Origin of the sequence: Burkholderia sp. Leaf177 (genome assembly GCF_001424345.1) — a bacterium.
Taxonomy (GTDB): Bacteria; Pseudomonadota; Gammaproteobacteria; order Burkholderiales; family Burkholderiaceae; genus Caballeronia.
Window position 1 is genome coordinate 1 of sequence record NZ_LMPF01000005.1, and the last position, 26,164, is coordinate 26,164.

The window sequence follows — 26,164 nt, forward strand, 5'->3', positions numbered from 1 at the left end:
ATCGTGAAGGTCGGCGAAGAAATCGAAATCATCGGTATCAAGCCGACGGTGAAGACGACGTGCACGGGCGTGGAAATGTTCCGCAAGCTCCTGGACCAGGGTCAAGCGGGCGACAACGTGGGTATCCTGTTGCGTGGCACGAAGCGTGAAGACGTGGAACGTGGCCAAGTGCTGGCCAAGCCGGGTTCGATCACGCCGCACACGCACTTCACGGCTGAAGTGTATGTGCTCAGCAAGGACGAAGGCGGTCGCCACACGCCGTTCTTCAACAACTATCGTCCGCAGTTCTACTTCCGTACCACGGACGTGACGGGTTCGATCGAGTTGCCGAAGGACAAGGAAATGGTTATGCCGGGCGATAACGTGTCGATCACGGTGAAGCTGATTGCACCGATCGCCATGGAAGAAGGTCTGCGCTTCGCTATCCGTGAAGGCGGTCGTACCGTCNTGCCGGGCGATAACGTGTCGATCACGGTGAAGCTGATTGCACCGATCGCCATGGAAGAAGGTCTGCGCTTCGCTATCCGTGAAGGCGGTCGTACCGTCGGCGCCGGTGTCGTTGCCAAGGTTCTCGAGTAAGTCGAGCAACGCCAGAAATTGCTCGATAGTCTGTAGTTTTCGGGGTTAGCGAAATTGCTGACCCCAACTGGTTTAGGGGTATAGCTCAACTGGCAGAGCGTCGGTCTCCAAAACCGAAGGTTGGGGGTTCGATTCCCTCTGCCCCTGCCACAATCTTGCGTCTCCGGGCGCTGTCTAAGGTGTTATGGCGAATCCTTCCGTCGAAACTGTAAATACTTCCGGCGACAAGTTGATGTTGACCGCGGGCGTATTGTTGGTCTTGGCCGGGTTCGTAGGTTTCTTCTGGCTAAGTGGCCAGGAGTGGTACGTTCGCGGCGCCGCGCTGGCTGTCGGCTTGATTGCGGGTGTTGCGGTCGGTCTTCTCTCCGCACCGGGAAAAGGTTTTATCGCCTTTGCCAAAGATTCGTACAAAGAAGTCCGCAAAGTGGTGTGGCCAACACGTAAAGAAGCCACGCAAACCACCTTGGTGGTCTTTGCATTTGTGCTTGTCATGGCAATCTTCTTGTGGCTTAGCGATAAGTCGATTGAGTGGGTGATATTCTCGGTAATTCTGGGTTGGAGATGATATGAGCGAAGCACCGGCATCACCGAGCGGAAAACGTTGGTACGTCGTGCACGCCTACTCCGGCATGGAGAAGAGCGTGCAACGCGCGCTCCAGGAGCGCATCGACCGCGCCGGCATGCAAGACCAGTTCGGTCAAATCCTTGTCCCGACGGAAGAAGTCGTGGAAGTCAAGGGCGGTCACAAATCGGTGACCGAACGTCGTTTCTTTCCGGGCTACGTGCTCGTCGAGATGGAAATGACGGACGAGACATGGCATCTGGTGAAGAACACGGCCAAGGTGACAGGTTTCGTCGGCGGGGCACGCAATCGTCCGAGCCCGATCTCTCCGCGTGAAGTGGAAAAGATCATGTCGCAAATGCAGGAAGGCGTGGAAAAGCCGCGCCCGAAGACGCTGTTCGAAGTTGGCGAGATGGTTCGGGTCAAGGAAGGTCCGTTCACAGACTTCAACGGCAACGTCGAAGAAGTGAACTACGAAAAGTCGCGGGTTCGCGTATCTGTAACTATTTTCGGACGTTCCACGCCGGTAGAGCTTGAATTTGGTCAGGTAGAAAAGGTTTAACGAGTATTCGCTGTTCGCCGCGCTCGAAGTGTGAACTTCGTAGCGCGGTTCGCGCTTACAGTCCGCGTATGACTGTTGAGGAGCGCCAGTAGCCATCTTGGCGAGCGCGCGTTATTACTCACCGAACGCTATCGCGTTCTGCAGAGGTTTTCAACATGGCAAAGAAAATCATCGGCTTTATCAAACTGCAGATTCCTGCAGGTAAAGCCAATCCGTCACCGCCGGTTGGTCCGGCACTGGGCCAGCGCGGCCTGAATATCATGGAGTTCTGCAAGGCGTTTAACGCGCAGACTCAAGCGATGGAGCCGGGTCTGCCCGTGCCGGTGGTTATCACGGCATTCGCGGACAAGAGCTTCACGTTCATCATGAAGACACCGCCGGCAACCGTTCTGATCAAGAAGGCTGCGGCCATCCAGAAGGGTTCGCCGAAGCCGCACGTCGACAAGGTCGGCAATATCACGCGCGCGCAAGCTGAAGAAATCGCAAAGACCAAGATGCCTGACCTTACGGCGGCAGATCTGGACGCAGCGGTTCGTACGATCGCCGGCAGCGCCCGTTCAATGGGCATCACCGTGGAGGGCGTATAAATGGCTAAGCTTTCTAAGCGTCTTCAAACGCTCGCTACCAAGGTAGATCGCATGAAGCTTTACCCGATCGACGACGCTCTGTCGATCGTGAAGGAATGCGCAAGCGCCAAGTTCGACGAATCCATCGACGTGGCTGTGCAACTCGGCATCGATGCCAAGAAGTCGGACCAAGTGGTTCGTGGCTCGGTTGTGTTGCCTGCTGGTACTGGCAAGTCGGTTCGCGTTGCTGTGTTCGCGCAAGGCGAAAAAGCTGAACAAGCTCGTGCAGCCGGTGCCGAAGTGGTCGGCATGGAAGACCTGGCTGAACAAGTCAAGGCCGGTAACCTGAACTTCGACGTTGTGATCGCTTCGCCGGACACAATGCGCGTGGTCGGTACGCTCGGTCAGATTCTTGGCCCGCGCGGCCTGATGCCGAACCCGAAGGTCGGTACCGTGACGGCTGACGTGGCTCAGGCAGTTCGCAACGCAAAGGCTGGTCAGGTTCAGTTCCGTGTCGATAAAGGCGGGATCATCCACGCAACCATTGGCCGTGCATCGTTTGAGCCGGCATCGTTGCGTCAGAATTTGTCGGCACTGGTGGACGCCCTTCAAAAGGCCAAGCCGGCGACCAGCAAGGGTGTCTATCTGCGCAAAATCGCATTGTCGAGCACAATGGGTGTCGGCGTGCGCGTCGATCACGCAACGCTCTCGCAATAAAAGAATCATGCACCGGTTCACGTTGCACGCGAACCGGTGTTAAGGGCTTTGGGCGGTTGCAGGTTGTAGTTTGGCTTGCAACCGGTTGTCAAAGACCGTTGGCGGAAGCGCAGTAGTCAGGCGTGACCTTAATATTAGCCAACGCAGATGGCGAACCCGGAACAGTTTTGGTGTGGTTGAAGTCGGTTGTCGCGTGTCGTGAGATGCGCACCAGCCGGTCGAAATACTCCTGACAGGTCGGACGCCGTTGTTGAACGCGGTGCGCTAAGTTGGCGCATCGAATCTGGAGGTTTAACCGTGCCACTGAACAAAGAAGACAAGCAGGCAGTTGTCGCTGAAGTCGCCGCGCAAGTCGCGAAGGCTCAGACGATGGTGCTCGCTGAGTATCGTGGAATTGCGGTTGGCGATCTGACCAAGCTGCGCGCTAAGGCTCGCGAGCAACAAGTGTATCTCCGCGTATTGAAAAATACGTTGGCGCGTCGCGCCGTGGAAGGTACGCCGTTCGCTCCGCTGGCCGAGCAGATGACTGGTCCCCTGATCTACGGCATCTCTGAAGATGCAATTGCTGCTGCCAAGGTTGTTAACGACTTCGGCAAAACCAATGACAAGTTGATCATTAAGGCTGGTTCCTACGAGGGCAACGTGATGGACAAGGCGGCTGTGCAAGCACTCGCCAACATCCCGAGCCGCGAAGAACTGCTCTCCAAGTTGTTGTACGTCATGCAAGCTCCTGTTTCCGGCTTCGCGCGCGCTTTGGCCGCGCTTGCCGAGAAGAAGGGTGGCGGCGCAGAAGCTCCGGCTGAAGCGCAACCGGAAGCTACTGCTTAACGTACTGCGCTTGGTTGCCTGGTTAGGCTTACAAGATCGCTGGCTGTATCCGAATTCAATTTAGGAGTATTTCAAATGGCAATCGCAAAAGAAGACATCCTCGAAGCAGTAAGCTCGATGTCGGTTCTGGAACTGAACGAGCTAGTCAAGGCGTTCGAAGAAAAGTTTGGCGTGTCGGCTGCTGCTGTCGCTGTTGCTGGCCCCGCTGGCGCCGCTGCAGTTGCTGAAGAGCAAACCGAGTTCACGGTGAACCTGGTTGAAGTGGGCGCGAACAAGGTTTCGGTCATTAAGGCTGTTCGTGAACTGACGGGTCTCGGCCTGAAGGAAGCGAAGGACCTGGTCGACGGCGCACCGAAGGCAGTTAAGGAATCGGTACCGAAGGCTGCTGCTGAAGAAGCAAAGAAGAAGCTGGAAGAAGCAGGCGCCAAGGCTGAAATCAAGTAAGTCTGGCTGCGCTTTGCGAAGGCTGGCGGTCTATGACCGCCGGCCTTTTTCTGCTTTGTGGAGACTAGGTTTTAAGTCGTTGGTTTTGGCAACAATGACCACGTAGAAGCTAAAGAAAAATGTCGGTTGGCGAAGTTTTACCGACTCTTTTCTTTGTCTTCTGAAGCGACTGCAGAAGGCAAGTTTGGTCGGGTAGCGGGAAACATAGGCATCCGCTGCCGTCAGCCAGCGGTTGGTAGCGGCCAACCACCAAGCTTCTAGGCTCGTTCGTCCCTCCCCGGGCGTATGGCGAGTCTCAGTCGGTGAACACCGGGTCGTGTCATCGAGGTATCCCGCCTCGGCAACGCCCGCCGTGATTCGGAGATCGTATGCAATATTCCTTCACCGAGAAGAAGCGTATTCGCAAGAGTTTCGCGAAACGCCCCATCGTTCACCAGGTTCCCTTTCTGCTGGCTACCCAGCTTGAATCATTCAGCACCTTTCTGCAAGAGACCACCAGCGCAACACAGCGTAAAGCGGAAGGGTTGCAAGCAGCGTTTTCGTCGGTGTTCCCAATCGTTTCGCACAACGGGTTTGCGCGTCTCGAGTTCGTAAGCTACATGCTCTCGCCGCCGGCATTCAACATCAAGGAATGTCAGCAGCGTGGTTTGACGTACTGCTCCGCCTTGCGCGCCAAGGTGCGCCTGGTGTTGCTCGACAAGGAATCGCCGAGTAAGCCGGTCGTCAAGGAAGTGAAAGAGCAGGAAGTCTACATGGGCGAAATGCCGCTCATGACGCCGACGGGTTCGTTCGTCATCAACGGCACGGAACGCGTGATCGTTTCCCAGCTGCATCGTTCGCCTGGCGTGTTTTTCGAACACGACAAGGGCAAGACGCACAGCTCGGGCAAGCTGCTTTTCTCGGCTCGGATCATCCCTTACCGTGGTTCATGGCTCGACTTCGAATTCGATCCGAAGGACGTACTGTATTTCCGCGTCGACCGTCGCCGGAAAATGCCGGTGACAATCTTGCTGAAGGCCATCGGCCTGACGCCGGAACAGATCCTCGCGAACTTCTTCGTGTTCGATAACTTCGGCCTGATGGCCGAAGGCGCGCAAATGGAATTCGTGCCGGAACGCCTGCGCGGTGAAGTCGCGCGTTTCGACATCCAAGATCGCGAAGGCAACGTCATCGTCCAGAAGGACAAGCGGATCAACGCAAAGCACATTCGCGATCTCGAAGCCGCGAAGACGAAGTTCATTTCGGTGCCGGAAGACTATTTGCTCGGCCGCGTGCTGGCGAAGAACGTCGTGGACGGCGAGACGGGCGAAGTGATCGCGAACGCGAACGACGAGATCACGGAAACCGTGCTCGAGAAGCTGCGCGAGTCGAAGGTCAAGGACATCCAGACGCTTTACACGAACGACCTGGATCAAGGTCCGTACATTTCGTCGACGCTGCGTATCGACGAAACGGCCGACCGCATGGCTGCGCGTATCGCGATCTACCGCATGATGCGCCCGGGCGAACCGCCGACGGAAGAAGCCGTCGAGGCGCTGTTCAACCGTCTGTTCTATAGCGAAGACGCATACGACCTGTCGAAGGTGGGTCGTATGAAATTCAATCGTCGTGTGGGACGTGACGAAATCATCGGGCCGATGACGCTGCAAGACGAGGACATCCTCGCGACCATCAAGATTCTGGTCGAGCTGCGTAACGGCAAGGGCGAAGTCGATGACATCGATCACCTCGGCAATCGCCGCGTGCGTTGCGTCGGTGAATTGGCTGAAAACCAGTTCCGTGCGGGCCTCGTGCGTGTGGAACGGGCTGTGAAGGAACGTCTGGGTCAGGCAGAAAGCGAAAACCTGATGCCGCACGACTTGATCAATTCGAAGCCGATTTCGTCTGCCATTCGCGAGTTTTTCGGCTCGTCGCAGTTGTCGCAGTTTATGGACCAGACGAACCCGCTGTCGGAAATCACCCACAAGCGTCGTGTATCGGCTCTTGGACCGGGCGGTTTGACACGTGAACGTGCTGGCTTCGAAGTCCGCGACGTGCATCCGACCCATTACGGCCGCGTGTGCCCGATCGAAACGCCGGAAGGTCCGAACATTGGCCTGATCAACTCGCTCGCACTGTACGCGCACTTGAACGAATACGGTTTCCTCGAGACGCCGTACCGGAAAGTGGTGGACGGCAAGGTGACCGATCAGATCGATTACCTGTCGGCAATTGAGGAAGGCCGCTACGTGATCGCTCAGGCGAACGCGTCGCTGGGCGAAGGCGGCACGCTGACCGACGAACTGGTTTCGTCGCGTGAAGCGGGCGAAACGCTGATGGTCACGCCGGACCGCATCCAGTACATGGACGTGGCGCCGTCGCAGATCGTGTCCGTGGCTGCTTCGCTGATTCCGTTCCTTGAACACGATGACGCGAACCGCGCATTGATGGGCTCGAACATGCAGCGTCAGGCCGTTCCTTGCCTGCGTCCGGAAAAGGCTGTGGTCGGTACGGGCATTGAACGTACGGTGGCGGTCGACTCGGGTACGACGGTTCAGGCGTTCCGCGGCGGTATCGTGGATTACGTCGATGCCGGCCGTATCGTGATTCGCGTGAACGACGACGAAGCTGTCGCCGGCGAAGTCGGTGTCGACATCTACAACCTGATCAAATACACGCGTTCGAACCAGAACACGAACATCAACCAGCGCCCGATCGTGAAGGTCGGCGACAAGGTTGGTCGTGGCGACGTGGTGGCCGACGGTGCATCGACCGATCTGGGCGAGCTCGCGCTTGGCCAGAACATGCTCGTCGCGTTCATGCCGTGGAACGGCTACAACTTCGAAGATTCGATCTTGATCTCGGAGAAGGTCGTTGCTGAAGACCGCTATACGTCGATCCACATCGAAGAACTGAATGTGGTCGCGCGCGACACGAAGCTCGGACCGGAAGAAATCACGCGCGACATCTCGAACCTGGCAGAAGTGCAACTTGGCCGTCTCGATGAGTCGGGCATTGTGTACATCGGCGCTGAAGTTGAAGCGGGCGACGTGCTGGTCGGCAAGGTCACGCCGAAGGGCGAAACCCAGCTGACGCCGGAAGAAAAGCTGCTGCGCGCAATCTTCGGTGAGAAGGCGTCGGACGTGAAGGATACGTCGCTGCGCGTGCCGTCGGGCATGAGCGGAACGGTGATCGACGTGCAAGTGTTCACGCGCGAAGGCATTACGCGTGACAAGCGTGCACAGCAGATTATCGATGACGAACTGAAGCGTTATCGCCTGGACTTGAACGACCAGCTGCGCATTGTGGAAGGCGACGCGTTCTCGCGTCTCGCCCGTATGCTCAACGGCAAGATCGCGAATGGCGGTCCGAAGAAGCTGGCGAAGGGCACGGCGATCGATCTGCCGTACCTGGAGGATCTGGATCACTATCACTGGTTCGACATCCGTCTGGCCGATGAAGAAGCCGCTGCGCAACTGGAAGCCATCAAGGATTCCATCGAGCAAAAGCGTCACCAGTTCGACCTCGCGTTCGAAGAAAAGCGCAAGAAGCTCACGCAAGGCGACGAACTGCCGCCGGGCGTGCTGAAGATGGTCAAGGTGTACCTGGCTGTGAAACGTCGTCTGCAACCGGGCGACAAGATGGCTGGCCGTCACGGTAACAAGGGTGTCGTGTCGAAGATTGTCCCGATCGAAGACATGCCGTACATGGCCGATGGCCGTCCGGCCGACGTCGTGCTGAATCCGCTGGGCGTGCCTTCACGGATGAACGTGGGTCAGATTCTCGAAGTGCATCTGGGCTGGGCCGCGAAGGGTCTGGGCTGGCGTATCGGCGAGATGCTGCAGCATCAGGCGAAGGTCGAAGAGCTTCGTGCGTTCCTGACGAAGATCTACAACGAGTCGGGCCGTCAGGAAGAGCTGGAAAACTTCACGGACGACGAAATCGTCGAACTGGCGAAGAACCTGCGCGAAGGTGTTCCTTTTGCAACGCCGGTGTTCGACGGCGCCACGGAAGGCGAAATGGAACGCGCGCTGGACCTGGCGTTCCCGGACGACATCGCGAAGCAGCTCGGCATGACGAAGTCGAAGAATCAGGTGCAGTTGAGCGACGGCCGCACGGGTGAACCGTTCGAACGCACGGTCACGGTAGGCTACATGCACTACCTGAAACTGCATCACCTGGTCGACGACAAGATGCACGCTCGTTCGACCGGACCGTACTCGCTCGTCACGCAGCAGCCGCTGGGTGGTAAGGCGCAGTTCGGTGGCCAGCGTTTCGGTGAGATGGAAGTGTGGGCGCTCGAGGCTTATGGCGCTTCGTACGTGCTGCAGGAAATGCTGACTGTTAAGTCGGATGACGTGGCGGGTCGTACCAAGGTGTATGAAAACCTGGTCAAGGGTGACCACGTGATCGACGCCGGCATGCCTGAGTCGTTCAATGTGTTGGTGAAGGAAATCCGGTCGCTCGGTATCGACATCGACCTGGACCGGAACTAATCGGACTACTGGAGAGACGCAATGAAAGCTCTGCTCGATCTATTCAAGCAAGTCCAACAACCTGAAGTTTTTGACGCGATCAAGATCGGTCTGGCGTCGCCAGACAAGATCCGTTCGTGGTCCTTCGGCGAAGTGAAGAAGCCTGAAACCATCAACTACCGGACATTCAAGCCGGAGCGCGATGGCCTGTTCTGCGCCAAGATTTTTGGCCCGATCAAGGACTACGAGTGCCTGTGCGGCAAGTACAAGCGCCTGAAGCACCGCGGTGTGATCTGCGAAAAGTGCGGCGTCGAAGTGACGCTCGCCAAGGTGCGTCGCGAACGGATGGGCCACATTGAACTGGCCTCGCCGGTTGCGCACATCTGGTTTTTGAAGTCGTTGCCGTCGCGTCTGGGCATGGTGCTCGACATGACGCTGCGCGACATCGAACGCGTGCTGTATTTCGAAGCATATGTAGTGATCGAACCGGGCATGACGCCGCTGAAAGCGCGGCAGATCATGACGGAAGAGGATTACTACAACAAGGTCGAAGAATATGGCGACGAATTCCGTGCCGAGATGGGCGCGGAAGGCGTGCGTGAACTGCTGCGCGCAATCAACATCGACGAACAAGTCGAGTTGCTGCGCACCGAACTCAAGAACACGGGTTCGGAAGCGAAGATCAAGAAGTATGCGAAGCGCCTGAAAGTGCTCGAAGCATTCCAGCGTTCGGGCATCAAGCCTGACTGGATGGTGCTGGAAGTGCTGCCGGTGCTGCCGCCGGAACTGCGTCCGCTCGTGCCGCTCGATGGCGGCCGTTTCGCGACGTCTGATTTGAACGACTTGTATCGTCGGGTGATCAACCGTAACAACCGGTTGAAGCGTCTGCTCGAATTGAAGGCGCCGGAAATCATCGTCCGTAACGAAAAGCGGATGCTGCAGGAAGCCGTCGATTCGCTGCTCGACAACGGTCGTCGCGGCAAGGCAATGACTGGCGCGAACAAGCGTCCGCTGAAGTCGCTCGCTGACATGATCAAGGGTAAGGGCGGTCGTTTCCGTCAGAACTTGCTCGGTAAGCGCGTTGACTATTCGGGCCGTTCGGTGATCGTGGTGGGCCCGACGTTGAAGCTGCATCAGTGTGGTTTGCCGAAGCTGATGGCGCTGGAACTGTTCAAGCCTTTCATCTTCAACAAGCTGGAAGTGATGGGCGTTGCTACGACCATCAAGGCCGCGAAGAAGGAAGTCGAGAACCAGACGGCCGTGGTGTGGGACATCCTGGAAGAGGTGATCCGCGAACATCCGGTGATGCTGAACCGCGCGCCTACGCTTCACCGTCTTGGTATTCAGGCTTTCGAGCCGGTGCTGATCGAAGGTAAGGCGATTCAGCTGCATCCGCTCGTTTGCGCGGCGTTCAACGCCGACTTCGACGGTGACCAGATGGCCGTTCACGTGCCGCTGTCGCTCGAAGCGCAGATGGAAGCGCGCACGCTGATGCTGGCGTCGAACAACGTCTTGTTCCCGGCTAACGGCGATCCGTCGATCGTGCCGTCGCAGGATATCGTGCTGGGTCTTTACTACGCATCGCGTGAAGCGGTGAATGGCAAGGGCGAAGGCATGACGTTCACGGGCGTGTCGGAAGCGATTCGTGCGTACGAAAACAAGGAAGTCGAGCTGGCGTCGCGGGTGAATGTCCGGATTACGGAAAACATTCACAACCCGGATCAAAGCGAAGGCGCACCGAAGTTCGTGCCGAAGATCACGTTGTATGCAACCACGGTTGGCCGTTCCATTCTGTCGGAAATTCTGCCGCCAGGACTGCCGTTCTCGGTGCTGAACCGACCGCTTAAGAAGAAGGAAATTTCGCGCCTGATCAACACGGCATTCCGCAAGTGCGGTCTGCGCGAAACGGTGATCTTCGCCGACCAGCTGATGCAGATGGGTTTCCGTCTGGCTACGCGCGCCGGTATTTCGATTTGCGTCGACGACATGCTCGTGCCGCCGCAAAAAGAACAGATCGTCGGCGACGCAGCCAAGAAGGTGAAGGAATACGACCGTCAGTACATGTCGGGTCTCGTGACTTCGCAAGAGCGCTACAACAACGTGGTCGACATCTGGTCGGCAACGTCGGAAGCGGTCGGCAAGGCGATGATGGAGCAGTTGGCTACGGAACCCGTGGTCGACCGCGACGGTAATCAGACGAAGCAGGAATCGTTCAACTCGATCTACATGATGGCCGACTCGGGCGCACGTGGATCGGCAGTTCAGATTCGTCAGCTGGCCGGTATGCGTGGCCTGATGGCGAAGCCGGACGGCTCGATTATCGAGACGCCTATCACGGCGAACTTCCGTGAAGGCCTGAACGTGTTGCAGTACTTCATCTCGACGCACGGTGCACGTAAAGGCTTGGCCGATACGGCGTTGAAGACGGCGAACTCGGGTTACCTGACACGTCGTCTCGTTGACGTGACGCAGGATCTGGTCGTGGTCGAAGACGATTGCGGCACAACCAACGGCGTTGCCATGAAGGCGCTGGTTGAAGGTGGTGAAGTCGTCGAAGCCTTGCGTGACCGGATTCTGGGTCGCGTGGCGGTGGCTGACGTCGTCAACCCGGAAACGCAGGAAACGCTGTTTGAATCGGGTTCGCTGCTCGACGAAGACGCGGTCGATGAAATCGAACGCCTGGGTATCGACGAAGTGCGCGTGCGCACGCCGTTGACATGCGAAACGCGTTACGGCCTGTGCGCATCGTGCTATGGCCGCGACCTGGGTCGTGGTTCGCGCGTGAACGTCGGCGAAGCGGTTGGTGTGATCGCTGCGCAGTCGATCGGTGAGCCGGGCACGCAGTTGACCATGCGTACGTTCCACATCGGTGGCGCGGCGTCGCGTGCGGCGATCGCTTCTTCGGTGGAAGCGAAGTCGAACGGTACGGTGCGTTTCACGGCAACCATGCGTTACGTCACGAATGCGAAGGGCGAGCAGATCGTCATTTCGCGTTCGGGCGAGGCGATCATTGCCGACGACCTCGGTCGTGAGCGTGAACGTCACAAGATTCCGTACGGCGCAACGTTGCTGCAACTCGACGGCGTCCAGATCAAGGCTGGTGCACAACTGGCTCAATGGGATCCGTTGACCCGTCCGATCATCACCGAGTGGGGCGGTACGGTGAAGTTCGAAAACGTCGAAGAAGGCGTGACGGTGGCGAAGCAGATCGACGATGTGACGGGGCTTTCAACGCTCGTCGTGATCGACGTGAAGCGTCGTGGTTCGCAGGCGTCGAAGAGCGTTCGTCCGCAAGTGAAGTTGCTCGACGCGCAAGGCGAAGAAGTCAAGATCCCGAACACCGAGCATTCGGTGCAGATCGGCTTCCAGGTTGGCGCACTGATCACCGTGAAGGATGGTCAGCAAGTGCAGGTTGGTGAAGTGCTGGCACGTATCCCGGTTGAAGCGCAGAAAACGCGTGACATTACCGGTGGTCTGCCGCGCGTGGCCGAGTTGTTCGAAGCGCGCTCGCCGAAGGACGCCGGCATCTTGGCGGAAGTCACGGGTACGACGTCGTTCGGTAAGGACACGAAGGGCAAACAGCGTCTCGTCATTACCGACGTGGAAGGGGAACAGCACGAGTTCCTGATCACGAAGGAAAAGCAGGTGCTGGTGCATGACGGTCAGGTCGTCAACAAGGGCGAAATGATCGTTGACGGCCCGGCTGATCCGCACGACATCTTGCGTTTGCAGGGTATCGAGGCGCTGGCGCGTTATATCGTGGACGAAGTGCAGGACGTGTACCGTCTGCAGGGCGTGAAGATCAACGACAAGCACATTGAAGTGATCGTGCGTCAGATGTTGCGCCGCGTGCAGATCTCCGACAACGGCGATACGCGTTTCATCATGGGCGAACAGGTTGAACGTTCGGACATGCTGGACGAGAACGACCGGATGGCCGCGGAAGGCAAGATCCCCGCGACCTACGAGAACGTGCTTTTGGGTATCACGAAGGCATCGCTCTCGACCGATTCGTTCATCTCGGCGGCTTCCTTCCAGGAAACCACGCGCGTGCTGACCGAAGCCGCAATCATGGGCAAGCGCGACGATCTGCGCGGTCTGAAGGAAAACGTGATCGTCGGCCGTCTGATTCCGGCCGGTACGGGTCTCGCGTTCCACAAGGCACGCAAGAGCCGCGAATTGTCGGATCGTCAACGTTTCGACCAGATCGCAGCGGAAGAATCGTTCGAGTTCGGCACGCCCGAAGCCGCACCTGTCGCACCCGCAGAACAGCAGCATCCGGCGGAATAAGTTCTGAGGATCGGGCCTTTTTACGGGCCTGATCCCTGGCGACCAATCCGCTCGTACAAGAAGCCGTCCGGTTTATACCGGACGGCTTTTTTTGCTCTATCGATTGGCTAACGTCGAGCCGATGCCCGTTTAAGCATGCTCTACGTTGGTAAAATCGAAGTACTCACGCTTCCGACGCACTCCGTCTTCTCAATGTCCCGTTCGCTCGAAATTCTCAAGGAAGTATTTGGCTATCCCGCGTTCCGGGGGCAGCAGGGCGATATCGTTGAACATGTTGCCGCGGGCGGCGATTCGCTCGTATTGATGCCAACCGGCGGCGGCAAGTCGCTGTGTTATCAGATTCCGGCTTTGTTAAGACGCGAGGCGGGATTCGGTGCGGGAATCGTGGTGTCGCCGTTGATTGCGTTGATGCAGGATCAGGTGGCTGCGCTCAGTGAAGTCGGGGTGCGTGCCGCCTGCCTGAATTCCACGCTGACCGGCGCCGAAGCCGCGGCGACCGAGCGCGCGCTGCGCAATGGCGAGATCGATCTGTTGTACGTTGCGCCCGAACGCTTGATGACGCCGCGCTTTCTCGAACTGATCGAGAGCGTGCGCATCGGTTTGTTTGCCATCGACGAAGCCCATTGCGTGTCGCAATGGGGACACGATTTCCGGCCGGAATACATTCAGTTATCGGTGCTGCATGAGCGGTTTCCTTCGGTGCCGCGGATCGCACTGACGGCCACCGCCGACGCAATTACGCGCGATGAAATCGTGCATCGTCTGGCTTTGGACGACGCACGGATTTTCGTTTCGAGCTTCGACCGGCCGAACATTCGATACCGGATCGTGGAGAAAGACAACGCGCGTGCGCAGTTGCTCGATTTCATCCGCGCCGAGCACACGAATCCCGATAAAACCACCGACGCCGGCGTGATCTATTGCCTGTCCCGGCGCAAAGTGGAGGAAACCGCCGATTGGCTGAAGAGCCAAGGCGTGCGTGCGCTGCCTTATCACGCGGGCATGGAATACGAGACGCGCCAGCGCCATCAGGAAATGTTCAAGCGCGAAGAGGGCATCGTGATGTGCGCGACGATTGCTTTCGGGATGGGTATCGACAAGCCGGACGTGCGCTTCGTTGCACATCTGGATTTGCCCAAGAGCGTGGAAGGTTATTACCAGGAAACAGGCCGCGCTGGACGTGACGGCATGCCGGCGAATGCGTGGATGGCTTACGGCCTCGGCGACGTTGTCCAGCAACGCAAGATGATCGACGAATCGGACGCCGACGATACCCACAAGCGCGTCCAGGGCGGCAAGCTCGACGCGTTGCTTGGGCTATGCGAAGCCGCGTCATGCCGGCGCGTGCGGCTGCTCGGCTACTTCGGCGAAGCCAGCCAGCCGTGCGGCAATTGCGACACGTGCCTCGAGCCGCCTGAATCGTGGGACGCGACCCGCGAGGCGCAAATGGCGCTGTCCTGTGTGTATCGCGCGTACAAAGCCAGTGGCTTCCATTTCGGCGCGGGGCATTTGATCGATATCCTGCGCGGCAGCCGCTCTGAAAAATTGCTCCAACGTGGTCACGAAAAGCTTTCCACGTTCGGACTGGGTGCCGCGTTGTCCGAGCAGGAATGGCGAGCTGTGTTTCGCCAACTGGTCGCGTTCGGTTACCTCGCTGTCGATCACGACGGATTCGGCGCGCTGGTCCTCACCGAGGCAAGCAAGGCGGTGCTCAAGGGCGAGCAGAATGTCACGCTGCGTAAATATGTAAAGCCGACGCGCAGCCGCCAGTCCTCCAGCCGCACAGGCGAGCGAGCCGATCCGACCGCAGGCATGTCGCCGCGTATCAAAGCGCGGTGGGAGCGGTTGCGCACCTGGCGCGCGAGCATGGCCAAAAGCGACGGCGTGCCGGCATACGTCATTTTCCACGATGCAACGCTCGCCGAAATCGCGCGCAACGAGCCGGATTCCATCGAAGATTTGCGGCACATTCCGGGCATCGGCGCGCGCAAACTGGATCGTTTTGGCGACGAATTACTTCAAGTCGTTGGTGCAGATTAGTTTTACTTCCGCTGATCACTTCGGACCACCCCCAAGCTATTGACCGTATTGGGAATTTCGGATTATGATGTTAGGTTCTCGTTCTTGAATCTGCTCGCAGGGTTCCCTCGGGGTTCTCCACGCACGCATGACACGGCGGGAAAGTTCGATGCGCAGGCCGTTTTGCTTTGCCCGAAACGGAGGCGTCGATTTTGATCAATTTAGGAATAGACAATGCCAACCATCAATCAATTGGTTCGCAAAGGCCGCGCTTCAGAAACAGTGAAGAGCAAGTCGCCGGCTTTGCAGGACTGCCCGCAGCGTCGCGGCGTGTGCACTCGCGTGTACACGACGACGCCGAAGAAGCCGAACTCGGCACTTCGTAAAGTTGCAAAAGTTCGTCTGACGAACGGTTTCGAAGTTATTTCGTACATCGGTGGTGAAGGCCACAACCTGCAGGAACACTCGGTCGTGCTGATTCGCGGCGGTCGTGTGAAAGACTTGCCGGGTGTGCGTTATCACATGGTTCGCGGCTCGCTGGATACTCAGGGCGTCAAGGATCGTAAGCAAGCTCGCTCGAAGTACGGTGCGAAGCGCGCCAAGGCCGGCAAGTAAGTTTTCGCTGGATTGAGCGGTACAGGTTGCCCCTAACAGGGCGTTCAAGCGGTGGTGCCGGAAATGCCGGTGCTGTCGAGTAAGTGGTCACCCGGCCAAGCTGGTTAGTCGACAGATAGATCGGGTTAGTTGGTGACCGTGGAGCCGAAGTGGCTCCAACTGAAAAATCAAAGGAAGAATCATGCCGCGTCGTCGCGAAGTCCCCAAGCGGGACATTTTGCCGGATCCGAAATTCGGCAACGTAGATGTAGCCAAGTTCATGAACGTGATCATGCTGTCGGGCAAGAAGTCAGTTGCCGAGCGTATCGTTTATGGTGCTTTTGAACAGATCCAGACCAAGGGTGGCAAGGACCCGCTGGAAGTGTTCACGGGTGCGCTCAACAACGTGAAGCCGGTTGTGGAAGTGAAGAGCCGCCGCGTTGGTGGTGCGAACTATCAAGTTCCAGTGGAAGTGCGTCCGTCGCGTCGTATGGCATTGGCGATGCGTTGGTTGCGCGAAGCTGCGAAAAAGCGCAGCGAGAAGTCGATGGCTCTGCGTCTCGCAGGTGAGCTTTCGGAAGCCGCGGAAGGCCGTGGCGGCGCGATGAAGAAGCGCGACGAAGTTCACCGGATGGCAGAAGCCAACAAGGCGTTCTCGCACTTCCGCTTCTAAGGCTGAATCTAGCCTCCCGACCTGGGACGAACGGAAAACCTCCGGGCGGGTGCGCTTACAAAGCGCCTCGCCCGTTTGTGTTAGGGCGTGACTGGCATGTGCTGGTTGCGTCGACCCAATTAAGGATTCAAAGTGGCTCGCAAGACACCTATCGAGCGCTACCGTAATATCGGTATTAGCGCTCACATCGATGCTGGCAAGACGACGACGACCGAACGTATCCTGTTTTATACAGGCGTGAACCACAAGATCGGCGAAGTTCACGACGGCGCAGCAACGATGGACTGGATGGAGCAGGAGCAGGAGCGCGGCATCACCATCACGTCGGCAGCAACGACGGCCTTCTGGAAAGGCATGGCTGGCGACCGCCCCGAGCACCGCATCAACATCATTGACACGCCGGGACACGTTGACTTCACCATTGAAGTCGAGCGTTCCATGCGCGTGCTCGACGGTGCATGCATGGTTTATTGCGCTGTGGGCGGTGTTCAGCCCCAGTCGGAAACCGTGTGGCGCCAGGCTAACAAGTACAAGGTTCCCCGTCTCGCGTTCATCAACAAAATGGACCGCACCGGCGCGAACTTCTTCAAGGTCTACGACCAGCTCAAGCTGCGTTTGAAGGCAAACCCGGTTCCGGTCGTCGTGCCTATCGGCGCGGAAGACACGTTCACGGGCGTTGTCGACCTGATCAAGATGAAGGCGATCATTTGGGATGAAGCGTCCCAAGGCACTAAGTTTGCCTACGAAGAAATTCCGGCAGAACTGCAGGCTACGTGCGAAGAATGGCGTGGAAAGATGGTTGAAGCCGCGGCCGAAGCCAACGAAGAGATGATGAACAAGTACCTCGAAACGGGCGAGTTGACCGAAGAGGAAATCGTGAAGGGTCTGCGCGACCGTACGATCGCTTGTGAAATCCAGCCAATGTTGTGCGGCACCGCGTTTAAGAACAAGGGCGTGCAGCGCATGTTGGACGCTGTGCTCGACTTCTTGCCTTCACCAATCGACATTCCGCCGGTTCTGGGCGAACTCGAAGACGGCGAACGCGCTGAGCGTCGTGCAGCTGACGACGAAAAGTTTTCGGCACTGGCGTTCAAGATCATGACCGACCCGTTCGTCGGCCAGTTGATCTTCTTCCGCGTTTATTCGGGTACGACCAAGTCGGGCGACACACTGCTGAACGCGACCAAAGACAAGAAAGAACGTCTGGGTCGTATTCTCCTGATGCACGCGAACCAGCGCGAAGAAATCAAGGAAGTGCATGCTGGCGATATCGCTGCTGCGGTTGGCCTGAAAGACGCAACCACTGGCGATACGCTGTGCGATCCGGCGCATCCGATCGTTCTTGAGCGCATGATTTTCCCGGAGCCGGTGATTTCGCAGGCTGTGGAACCGAAGACCAAGCCTGACCAGGAAAAGATGGGCCTCGCGCTCAACCGCCTGGCTCAGGAAGATCCGTCGTTCCGCGTCCAGACCGACGAAGAGTCGGGCCAGACCATCATTTCGGGTATGGGCGAGCTGCATCTGGAAATTCTGGTTGACCGTATGCGTCGCGAATTCGGCGTTGAAGCAACCGTCGGCAAGCCGCAGGTTGCGTATCGCGAAACGATCCGCGGCAAGGCAGAAGACGTTGACGGCAAGTTCGTCAAGCAGTCGGGCGGCCGCGGTCAGTATGGCCACGCTGTCATCACGCTTGAGCCGAACGAGCAAGGCAAGGGCTACGAGTTCCTGGACGAGATCAAGGGCGGTGTGATTCCGCGCGAGTACATCCCGGCTGTGGACAAGGGTATCCAGGAAACGCTGAAGGCAGGCGTGCTGGCTGGCTTCCCGGTGGTCGACGTGAAGGTTCACCTGACCTTCGGTTCGTACCACGACGTTGACTCGAACGAAAATGCGTTCCGCATGGCAGGTTCGATGGCGTTCAAGGAAGCAATGCGCCGTGCAAACCCGGTTATCCTCGAGCCAATGATGGCCGTCGAAGTCGAAACGCCGGAAGACTACATGGGCAACGTGATGGGTGACTTGTCGAGCCGTCGCGGTATCGTCCAGGGCATGGAAGACATGATTGGCGGCGGCAAGATCGTGCGCGCTGAAGTCCCGTTGTCGGAAATGTTCGGCTACTCGACGTCGCTGCGTTCGGCGACGCAAGGTCGCGCTACGTACACGATGGAATTCAAGCATTATTCGGAAGCGCCCCGTAACGTCTCTGAAGCGATCATCAACGCGAAATCCAAGTAATTCGGCAGGCCAAAAGTCTTTAACCGATCAACAAATTTGAAAGAAGGTAATCATGGCAAAAGGTAAATTCGAACGGACCAAGCCGCACGTCAACGTAGGCACGATTGGTCACGTCGACCACGGCAAGACCACGCTGACAGCAGCAATCGCAACGGTGTTGTCGAAGAAGTTCGGCGGTGAGGCGAAGGCGTATGACCAGATCGACGCGGCGCCGGAAGAAAAGGCACGTGGTATCACGATCAATACGGNGCAAGGTACGGAAAAATTCCTGTTAGAGTCGAAAATGGCAAAAGGTAAATTCGAACGGACCAAGCCGCACGTCAACGTAGGCACGATTGGTCACGTCGACCACGGCAAGACCACGCTGACAGCAGCAATCGCAACGGTGTTGTCGAAGAAGTTCGGCGGCGAAGCGAAGGCGTATGACCAGATCGACGCGGCGCCGGAAGAAAAGGCACGTGGYATCACRATCAATACGGCCCACGTCGAGTACGAAACGCARGCGCGTCACTACGCGCACGTTGACTGCCCGGGTCACGCCGACTATGTGAAGAACATGATTACGGGTGCCGCGCAGATGGACGGCGCSATCCTGGTGTGYTCGGCTGCAGACGGCCCGATGCCGCAAACGCGTGAGCACATCCTGTTGGCCCGTCAGGTTGGCGTGCCGTACATCATCGTGTTCCTGAACAAGTGCGACATGGTGGACGACGCCGAGTTGCTGGAACTCGTTGAAATGGAAGTGCGYGAGCTTCTGTCGAAGTACGATTTCCCGGGCGACGACACGCCGATCATCAARGGTTCGGCCAAGCTGGCGCTGGAAGGCGACACGGGCGAGCTGGGCGAAGTGGCAATYCTGAACCTGGCCGATGCGCTGGACACGTACATCCCGACGCCSGAGCGCGCAGTGGACGGCACGTTCCTGATGCCGGTGGAAGACGTGTTCTCGATCTCGGGTCGCGGCACGGTGGTGACGGGTCGTATCGAGCGCGGTATCGTGAAGGTCGGCGAAGAAATCGAAATCATCGGTATCAAGCCGACGGTGAAGACGACGTGCACGGGCGTGGAAATGTTCCGCAAGCTCCTGGACCARGGTCAAGCGGGCGACAACGTGGGTATCCTGTTGCGYGGCACGAAGCGTGAAGACGTGGAACGTGGYCAAGTGCTGGCCAAGCCGGGTTCGATCACGCCGCACACGCACTTCACGGCTGAAGTGTATGTGCTCAGCAAAGACGAAGGCGGTCGTCACACGCCGTTCTTCAACAACTATCGTCCGCAGTTCTACTTCCGTACTACGGACGTGACGGGTTCGATCGAGTTGCCAAAGGACAAGGAAATGGTCATGCCGGGCGATAACGTGTCGATCACGGTGAAGCTGATTGCACCGATCGCCATGGAAGAAGGTCTGCGCTTCGCTATCCGTGAAGGCGGTCGTACCGTCGNTGCCGGGCGATAACGTGTCGATCACGGTGAAGCTGATTGCACCGATCGCCATGGAAGAAGGTCTGCGCTTCGCTATCCGTGAAGGCGGTCGTACCGTCGGCGCGGGTGTCGTCGCCAAGGTTCTCGAGTAAAATCCTGTGCTTGCTTTAAAAAGCAGTAGTTCGTAGTCGTGCCCGGAGCCGGGCGCACGTGCCTTACGCGCGCTCGGCTCCTTGCTCTTTTACCAAATCGACGGTGCAACATCGTCTCGCTCTTTTCAAGGAATTGTCATGGCAAACCAGAAAATCCGCATTCGCCTGAAGGCGTTCGACTATCGTCTGATCGATCAATCGGCAGCTGAGATCGTCGATACGGCCAAGCGGACTGGCGCAATCGTACGTGGTCCGGTGCCGCTGCCGACGCGTATCCAGCGTTTTGACATTTTGCGTTCGCCGCACGTTAACAAGGCGTCGCGCGATCAGCTTGAAATCCGTACGCACCAGCGCCTGATGGACATCGTCGACCCGACGGACAAGACCGTTGACGCGTTGATGAAGCTCGACCTGCCGGCGGGTGTCGACGTCGAAATCAAGTTGCAGTAAGTTTCACCGCGCCCTCTCGCGAAGAGGAGCGCTAAGTCTTTGATTGCTTGCGGAAAACGAAAAGCCTTGTTATACTCCAAGGCTTTTCGCGCATTTGCGCAAAAAAGTCGGCGTGATTCTTTGGAATTGACCGGCATTTTGTAAATCAGCCCCGACCAATCGCAGTTGGGAATGGAGAAAACGATGAGCCTTGGACTCGTAGGTCGCAAGGTTGGCATGACCCGTATCTTTACGCCTGAAGGGGATTCGATTCCCGTCACCGTACTGGACGTGTCGGACAACCGAGTGACGCAGATCAAGTCTGTAGAAACGGATGGATACATCGCCGTTCAAGTAGCATTCGGTACTCGCCGCGCATCGCGCGTGACGAAGCCGCTGGCAGGTCACCTTGCCAAAGCCGGCGTTCAAGCTGGTGAAGTTCTCAAAGAATTCCAAATCGATTCCACGAAGGCTGCCGAGTTGTCGAACGGTACCGTGATCGGTACGGACATTTTCGAAGTGGGCCAGAAAGTCGACGTGCAAGGCGTGTCGATCGGTAAGGGCTACGCCGGTACCATCAAGCGTCACAACTTCGCTTCAGGCCGCGCATCGCACGGTAACTCGCGTTCGCACAACGTTCCGGGTTCGATCGGTATGGCGCAGGATCCGGGTCGTGTTTTCCCGGGTAAGCGCATGACGGGTCACATGGGCGACGAAACGGTTACGGTGCAAAATCTCGTGATCGCTCGCATTGACGCTGACCGCAATCTGTTGCTGGTTCGTGGTGCCGTTCCTGGCGCCAAGGGCGGCAAGGTATTCGTGACGCCGGCAGTCAAGACGCGCGCTGTGAAAGGAGCGAAATAATGGAACTTAAGCTCCTGAACGCCAATGGTCAGGAAGGCACGGGTGTGAACGCATCGGACGTCGTGTTCGGTCGCGATTACAACGAAGCACTGATCCATCAGGTTGTCACGGCCTATCAAGCCAACGCACGTAGCGGTAACCGCGCGCAGAAGGATCGTGAGCAAGTCAAGCACACGACCAAGAAGCCGTGGCGCCAGAAGGGTACGGGCCGCGCTCGTGCCGGTATGTCGTCGAGCCCATTGTGGCGCGGCGGTGGCCGTATCTTCCCGAATTCGCCGGAAGAAAACTTTTCGCACAAGGTCAACAAGAAGATGCATCGCGCAGGTCTCTGCTCGATCTTCTCGCAGCTGGCCCGTGAAGGCCGTATCTCGGTAGTCGACGAGCTTACGCTCGAAGCGCCGAAGACCAAGCTGCTGGCCGAAAAATTCAAGGCAATGGGTCTGGAATCGGTCCTGGTCATTACTGACACGGTCGACGAAAACCTGTACCTCGCGTCGCGCAATCTGGCCCACGTGGCCGTTGTCGAGCCGCGTTACGCCGACCCGCTCTCGTTGATCTACTTCAAGAAGATCCTGATTACGAAGGCTGCGGTCGCCCAGATCGAGGAGTTGCTGTCATGAGCGAGATTCGCAAGAACGATCATCGTTTGATGCAGGTCCTGCTCGCGCCGGTGATCTCCGAAAAGGCGACGCTGGTGGCCGACAAGAACGAGCAAGTCGTGTTCGAAGTCGCGCCCGATGCCACGAAGCAGGAAGTGAAGGCTGCCGTCGAGCTGCTGTTCAAGGTGGAAGTCAATTCCGTCAATGTGCTGGTCACGAAAGGTAAAGCCAAGCGCTTTGGCCGCTTCATGGGCAAGCGCAAGGACGTGAAGAAGGCGTATGTCTGCCTGAAGCCCGGCCAGGAAATCAACTTTGAAGCGGAGGCCAAGTAATCATGGCAATCGTAAAAGTTAAGCCGACTTCGCCGGGTCGCCGCGCGATGGTCAAGGTGGTCAACAAGGATCTGTACAAAGGCAAGCCGCACGCAGCGCTGCTCGACTCACAGTCCGTGACCGCCGGCCGGAACAACTCCGGTCGCATCACGACGCGTCACAAGGGTGGCGGTCACAAGCAACATTACCGTATGGTCGATTTTCGTCGCAACAAGGACGGAATTCCGGCAAAAATCGAACGTCTTGAGTACGATCCGAACCGTAGCGCGAACATTGCGCTGGTTCTGTACGCAGACGGCGAGCGTAAGTACATCATCGCCCCGAAGGGTGCGACGGTGGGTCAGTCGTTGATGTCTGGTTCGGAAGCGCCGATCCGCTCGGGTAACACCCTGCCGATCCGCAACATTCCGGTCGGTACGACGATTCACTGCATCGAGATGCTGCCGGGCAAGGGCGCGCAAATTGCGCGTTCGGCTGGTACGTCGGCAATGCTGCTGGCTCGTGAAGGCACGTACGCTCAGGTTCGCCTGCGTTCGGGTGAAATTCGCCGTGTGCACATCGAGTGCCGCGCGACGATTGGTGAAGTTGGCAACGAAGAGCATAGCCTCCGTCAAATCGGTAAGGCTGGTGCTAACCGCTGGCGCGGTATCCGCCCGACGGTGCGTGGCGTTGCAATGAACCCGGTTGATCACCCGCACGGTGGTGGTGAAGGTAAGACGGCAGCAGGTCGCGATCCGGTCAGCCCGTGGGGAACCCCGGCTAAGGGTTATCGCACCCGCAGCAATAAGCGCACGACGACGATGATCGTTCAGCGCCGTCACAAGCGCTAAGGAGTAAGCAATGGCACGTTCTGTTAAAAAAGGTCCGTTCTGCGACGCTCATTTGCTGAAGAAGGTTGAGGCTGCCGCAGCTGCGCGTGACAAGAAACCAATCAAGACCTGGTCGCGTCGTTCTACGATCCTCCCGGACTTCATTGGTCTGACGATCGCCGTGCATAACGGCCGTCAACACGTCCCGGTTTATGTTTCGGAAAACATGGTCGGCCACAAACTTGGCGAGTTCGCATTGACCCGTACGTTCAAGGGTCATGCAGCCGACAAGAAGGCCAAGAAATAAGGGGCTATCAAGATGGAAGTAAAAGCTATTCATCGCGGTGCCCGCATCTCGGCGCAGAAAACGCGTCTTGTGGCTGACCAGATCCGTGGTTTGCCGGTCGACAAGGCGCTGAACGTTCTTACGTTCTCGCCGAAGAAGGCGGCGGGTATTGTCAAGAAGGTCGTGCTGTCTGCGATCGCGAATGCGGAACACAACGAAGGCGCCGATATCGACGAGCTCAAAGTAACGAGCATCATGGTCGACAAGGCCGCTTCCCTGAAGCGTTTTACCGCGCGCGCAAAAGGCCGTGGTAATCGTATCGAGAAGCAATCCTGTCACATCACTGTGACGGTCGGGAATTAAGGAGCCATACGATGGGACAAAAAATTCATCCGACAGGCTTCCGTCTGGCTGTCAGCCGAAATTGGGCGTCGCGTTGGTACGCGAACAACACCAATTTCGCGTCGATGCTGCAGGAAGACATCGGTGTTCGTGAATACCTGAAGAAGAAGCTGAAGAACGCTTCGGTTGGTCGGGTGGTCATCGAGCGTCCGGCGAAGAACGCACGTATCACGATTTATAGCTCGCGTCCGGGCGTTGTGATCGGCAAGAAGGGTGAGGATATCGAATTGTTGAAGTCGGAACTGCAACGCCGCATGGGCGTTCCGGTCCACGTCAATATCGAAGAAATCCGCAAGCCGGAAACCGATGCGCAGTTGATCGCCGATTCGATCACGCAACAACTCGAGCGCCGGATCATGTTCCGCCGCGCAATGAAGCGTGCGATGCAAAACGCCATGCGTCTGGGTGCTCAAGGCATCAAGATCATGAGCGCGGGCCGTCTCAACGGTATCGAAATCGCTCGTACGGAGTGGTATCGCGAAGGTCGCGTTCCGCTTCACACGTTGCGTGCGGATATCGACTACGCGACTTCGGAAGCGAAGACGACCTACGGCATCATCGGCGTCAAAGTGTGGGTCTACAAGGGCGACACGCTGGGCCGCAACGATGCACCGGTGGTCGAAGAAGTAGCCGAAGACAAGCGTCCGCGCCGCAACGCACGTCCGGGTGGCGATCGCCGTCCGCGTCGTGATGGTGAAGGTGGTGGCCCGGCAAACGCAGGCGCGCGCCGTGGCGCAGGCGCTCCCCGTCGTGCTGGCGGTGCCGGCGGCGACGGGAAGACTGGAGAATAACGATGCTGCAACCGAAACGCAGAAAGTATCGCAAAGAGCAGAAGGGTCGTAACACCGGCAAGGCGACGCGCGGCAACGCAGTGTCGTTCGGTGAATATGGTCTGAAAGCTATCGGTCGCGGCCGTTTGACCGCGCGCCAAATCGAAGCGGCGCGTCGTGCAATGACGCGTCACATTAAACGTGGCGGCCGTATCTGGATCCGCATTTTCCCGGACAAGCCGATCTCGCAAAAGCCGGCTGAAGTACGGATGGGTAACGGTAAAGGTAACCCTGAGTACTACGTCGCAGAGATTCAACCGGGCAAGATGTTGTATGAAATGGACGGTGTTACTGAAGAGTTGGCACGCGAAGCGTTCCGTCTGGCTGCAGCCAAGCTGCCGCTGAAGACGTATTTCGTTTCTCGCCAGCTCGGCGCCTAAGGAGCAATGATGAAGGCTTCCGAACTTCACCAGAAAGACCAGGCCGCTCTCAATCAAGAGCTGACGGACCTGCTGAAGGCGCAATTCGGCCTGCGCATGCAACTCGCGACCCAGCAATTGACCAACAACAGTCAATTGAAGAAGGTTCGTCGCGACATCGCTCGTGTGCGGACCGTCCTGACTGAGAAGGCGAACCAGAAATGAACGATAGCGTAAAAACCTCGCTCAAGCGGACGCTGGTCGGCAAGGTCGTCAGCAACAAGATGGAAAAGACGGTCACCGTGCTGGTCGAGCATCGCGTAAAGCACCCGATCTACGGCAAGTACGTCGTACGGTCGAAAAAGTATCACGCTCACGACGACGCGAACACGTATAACGAAGGCGATCTCGTCGAGATCCAGGAAACCCGTCCGATTTCGAAGACGAAAGCCTGGGTTGTGTCGAAATTGCTGGAAGCAGCGCGCGTCATCTAAGCGGCAAATCGCAACAAAGAAGTGTCGCAGTAACTTTCGCTTGCAAGACCGGAATTATGCGTTATAATTTCGGTCTTCCCTCTTTGTGGGAGCCCCATCGCGGGCGAAGTAGGTGGGGGAAGCCGGTGCAGGCGCCAAGCTTGTGCTGACAGATTCACCGGATTGCGATGGCGGGTTTCGTCTGCCCTCGCTGCCTGTTCTAACCCAAGCAGCCACCAGGCTGACGGGACCAAGACTGACCGGGTGCGCCATGGTGGCGTAACTGGATTAAGTTGGGAAAGATAAACCATGATTCAGACCGAAACTCGGCTTGAAGTTGCCGACAACACGGGTGCACGTGAAGTGATGTGCATCAAGGTGCTCGGCGGCTCGAAGCGTCGTTACGCTAGCATTGGCGACATCATCAAGGTGACCGTCAAGGAAGCAACGCCGCGCGGACGCGTGAAGAAGGGCGAAATCTACAACGCCGTGGTCGTTCGTACGGCCAAGGGCGTGCGCCGCCAGGACGGCTCGCTGATCAAGTTCGACGGTAATGCCGCCGTACTTTTGAATGCCAAGCTCGAGCCTATCGGTACGCGTATTTTCGGACCGGTTACGCGTGAATTGCGTAGTGAACGATTTATGAAGATCGTTTCGCTCGCGCCGGAAGTGCTGTAAGGAGTC

29 protein-coding genes, 1 tRNA gene and 1 pseudogene are annotated in these 26,164 nt (G+C 57.7%); 30 read left to right on the forward strand and 1 reads right to left on the reverse strand.

Annotated features, from left to right (window positions below):
* The 9 genes and pseudogenes from ASG35_RS31895 to rplL form a co-directional block, all read left to right on the forward strand.
* A partial coding sequence (locus tag ASG35_RS31895) for an EF-Tu/IF-2/RF-3 family GTPase (RefSeq protein WP_268761113.1) occupies positions 1–447 on the forward strand: 447 nt, incomplete at both ends.
* A 1-nt stretch (position 448) separates the two neighbouring features.
* Positions 449–579, forward strand: a pseudogene (locus tag ASG35_RS32590) (elongation factor Tu); the annotation flags it as partial.
* Between the two features lie 74 nt (positions 580–653).
* A tRNA-Trp gene (locus tag ASG35_RS08165) sits at positions 654–729 on the forward strand.
* A gap of 34 nt (positions 730–763) precedes the next feature.
* On the forward strand, positions 764–1,144 hold the full coding sequence (secE, locus tag ASG35_RS08170; protein ID WP_056355385.1) for a preprotein translocase subunit SecE: 381 nt from the start codon (positions 764–766) through the stop codon (positions 1,142–1,144).
* A 1-nt stretch (position 1,145) separates the two neighbouring features.
* Positions 1,146–1,703 carry a transcription termination/antitermination protein NusG gene (gene nusG, locus ASG35_RS08175; protein ID WP_047845328.1) on the forward strand — a complete coding sequence of 186 codons (558 nt, stop codon included), beginning with the start codon at positions 1,146–1,148 and terminating at the stop codon, positions 1,701–1,703.
* 155 nt (positions 1,704–1,858) lie between these two features.
* A complete protein-coding gene (gene rplK, locus ASG35_RS08180; protein WP_056355388.1) occupies positions 1,859–2,290 on the forward strand; it encodes a 50S ribosomal protein L11 in 432 nt (143 codons plus the stop codon).
* A complete protein-coding gene (gene rplA, locus ASG35_RS08185) occupies positions 2,291–2,986 on the forward strand; it encodes a 50S ribosomal protein L1 (RefSeq protein ID WP_056355390.1) in 696 nt (231 codons plus the stop codon).
* A 297-nt stretch (positions 2,987–3,283) separates the two neighbouring features.
* Positions 3,284–3,814, forward strand: coding sequence for a 50S ribosomal protein L10 (gene rplJ, locus ASG35_RS08190; RefSeq protein WP_056355392.1), 531 nt, complete (start codon positions 3,284–3,286; stop codon positions 3,812–3,814).
* A 75-nt stretch (positions 3,815–3,889) separates the two neighbouring features.
* The gene (rplL, locus tag ASG35_RS08195) at positions 3,890–4,258 is read left to right on the forward strand and encodes a 50S ribosomal protein L7/L12 (RefSeq protein WP_056355393.1); all 369 of its coding nucleotides are present in this window, start codon (positions 3,890–3,892) and stop codon (positions 4,256–4,258) included.
* Between the two features lie 30 nt (positions 4,259–4,288).
* Here rplL and ASG35_RS31225 read toward each other — a convergent pair whose 3' ends face one another.
* Positions 4,289–4,504, reverse strand: coding sequence for a hypothetical protein (locus ASG35_RS31225; RefSeq protein WP_156393055.1), 216 nt, complete (start codon positions 4,502–4,504; stop codon positions 4,289–4,291).
* 122 nt (positions 4,505–4,626) lie between these two features.
* On the opposite strand from ASG35_RS31225, the gene rpoB reads away from it, so the two are divergent.
* The 21 genes from rpoB (at position 4,627) to rplN (ending at position 26,158) form a co-directional block, all read left to right on the forward strand.
* Positions 4,627–8,733 (forward strand): DNA-directed RNA polymerase subunit beta, encoded by a 4,107-nt coding sequence (gene rpoB, locus ASG35_RS08200; protein WP_056355397.1) that lies wholly within the window; start codon positions 4,627–4,629, stop codon positions 8,731–8,733.
* Between the two features lie 21 nt (positions 8,734–8,754).
* Positions 8,755–13,002 (forward strand): DNA-directed RNA polymerase subunit beta', encoded by a 4,248-nt coding sequence (rpoC, locus tag ASG35_RS08205; RefSeq protein ID WP_056355400.1) that lies wholly within the window; start codon positions 8,755–8,757, stop codon positions 13,000–13,002.
* 192 nt (positions 13,003–13,194) lie between these two features.
* Positions 13,195–15,042 (forward strand): DNA helicase RecQ, encoded by a 1,848-nt coding sequence (gene recQ / locus ASG35_RS08210; protein ID WP_056355624.1) that lies wholly within the window; start codon positions 13,195–13,197, stop codon positions 15,040–15,042.
* Positions 15,043–15,255: 213 nt separating this feature from the next.
* On the forward strand, positions 15,256–15,636 hold the full coding sequence (rpsL, locus tag ASG35_RS08215; RefSeq protein WP_035935550.1) for a 30S ribosomal protein S12: 381 nt from the start codon (positions 15,256–15,258) through the stop codon (positions 15,634–15,636).
* 181 nt (positions 15,637–15,817) lie between these two features.
* Positions 15,818–16,288, forward strand: coding sequence for a 30S ribosomal protein S7 (gene rpsG / locus ASG35_RS08220; RefSeq protein ID WP_031361587.1), 471 nt, complete (start codon positions 15,818–15,820; stop codon positions 16,286–16,288).
* Positions 16,289–16,420: 132 nt separating this feature from the next.
* The gene (gene fusA / locus ASG35_RS08225) at positions 16,421–18,523 is read left to right on the forward strand and encodes an elongation factor G (RefSeq protein WP_056355401.1); all 2,103 of its coding nucleotides are present in this window, start codon (positions 16,421–16,423) and stop codon (positions 18,521–18,523) included.
* Positions 18,524–18,575: 52 nt separating this feature from the next.
* A partial coding sequence (locus ASG35_RS31230) for a GTP-binding protein (protein ID WP_229448425.1) occupies positions 18,576–18,771 on the forward strand: 196 nt, incomplete at its 3' end.
* Positions 18,772–18,806: 35 nt separating this feature from the next.
* The coding region (gene tuf / locus ASG35_RS08230) for an elongation factor Tu (protein ID WP_235527492.1) at positions 18,807–19,965 on the forward strand (1,159 nt) is incomplete at its 3' end.
* A gap of 51 nt (positions 19,966–20,016) precedes the next feature.
* Positions 20,017–20,097, forward strand: a complete 81-nt coding sequence (locus ASG35_RS32595) for a hypothetical protein (protein ID WP_088249726.1) — start codon at positions 20,017–20,019, stop codon at positions 20,095–20,097.
* A 138-nt stretch (positions 20,098–20,235) separates the two neighbouring features.
* A complete protein-coding gene (gene rpsJ, locus ASG35_RS08235) occupies positions 20,236–20,547 on the forward strand; it encodes a 30S ribosomal protein S10 (RefSeq protein WP_056355405.1) in 312 nt (103 codons plus the stop codon).
* A gap of 183 nt (positions 20,548–20,730) precedes the next feature.
* Positions 20,731–21,390 (forward strand): 50S ribosomal protein L3, encoded by a 660-nt coding sequence (rplC, locus tag ASG35_RS08240; RefSeq protein WP_056355628.1) that lies wholly within the window; start codon positions 20,731–20,733, stop codon positions 21,388–21,390.
* The gene (rplD, locus tag ASG35_RS08245) at positions 21,390–22,010 is read left to right on the forward strand and encodes a 50S ribosomal protein L4 (RefSeq protein WP_056355407.1); all 621 of its coding nucleotides are present in this window, start codon (positions 21,390–21,392) and stop codon (positions 22,008–22,010) included. Before rplC ends, rplD begins: the two co-directional genes overlap by 1 nt.
* Complete coding sequence (rplW, locus tag ASG35_RS08250) at positions 22,007–22,321, forward strand: 50S ribosomal protein L23 (RefSeq protein WP_031361581.1); 315 nt, start codon at positions 22,007–22,009, stop codon at positions 22,319–22,321. Before rplD ends, rplW begins: the two co-directional genes overlap by 4 nt.
* Before the next feature lie 2 nt (positions 22,322–22,323).
* The gene (gene rplB / locus ASG35_RS08255) at positions 22,324–23,151 is read left to right on the forward strand and encodes a 50S ribosomal protein L2 (protein ID WP_056355410.1); all 828 of its coding nucleotides are present in this window, start codon (positions 22,324–22,326) and stop codon (positions 23,149–23,151) included.
* Positions 23,152–23,161: 10 nt separating this feature from the next.
* Positions 23,162–23,437 carry a 30S ribosomal protein S19 gene (gene rpsS / locus ASG35_RS08260; RefSeq protein ID WP_031361579.1) on the forward strand — a complete coding sequence of 92 codons (276 nt, stop codon included), beginning with the start codon at positions 23,162–23,164 and terminating at the stop codon, positions 23,435–23,437.
* Between the two features lie 12 nt (positions 23,438–23,449).
* Positions 23,450–23,779, forward strand: coding sequence for a 50S ribosomal protein L22 (rplV, locus tag ASG35_RS08265; RefSeq protein ID WP_031361578.1), 330 nt, complete (start codon positions 23,450–23,452; stop codon positions 23,777–23,779).
* A gap of 11 nt (positions 23,780–23,790) precedes the next feature.
* Positions 23,791–24,609 (forward strand): 30S ribosomal protein S3, encoded by an 819-nt coding sequence (gene rpsC / locus ASG35_RS08270; protein WP_056355412.1) that lies wholly within the window; start codon positions 23,791–23,793, stop codon positions 24,607–24,609.
* 2 nt (positions 24,610–24,611) lie between these two features.
* Positions 24,612–25,028 carry a 50S ribosomal protein L16 gene (gene rplP / locus ASG35_RS08275; RefSeq protein WP_031361576.1) on the forward strand — a complete coding sequence of 139 codons (417 nt, stop codon included), beginning with the start codon at positions 24,612–24,614 and terminating at the stop codon, positions 25,026–25,028.
* 9 nt (positions 25,029–25,037) lie between these two features.
* Entirely contained in the window at positions 25,038–25,232 is a 195-nt protein-coding gene (rpmC, locus tag ASG35_RS08280) for a 50S ribosomal protein L29 (protein WP_047845339.1), read from the forward strand.
* Positions 25,229–25,501: a 30S ribosomal protein S17 gene (rpsQ, locus tag ASG35_RS08285; RefSeq protein WP_056355415.1), complete on the forward strand. Its 273-nt coding sequence runs from the start codon at positions 25,229–25,231 to the stop codon at positions 25,499–25,501. The genes rpmC and rpsQ overlap by 4 nt, the downstream gene beginning before the upstream one ends.
* A 288-nt stretch (positions 25,502–25,789) precedes the next feature.
* A complete protein-coding gene (gene rplN, locus ASG35_RS08290; RefSeq protein WP_006052212.1) occupies positions 25,790–26,158 on the forward strand; it encodes a 50S ribosomal protein L14 in 369 nt (122 codons plus the stop codon).
* Positions 26,159–26,164: the final 6 nt, after the last annotated feature.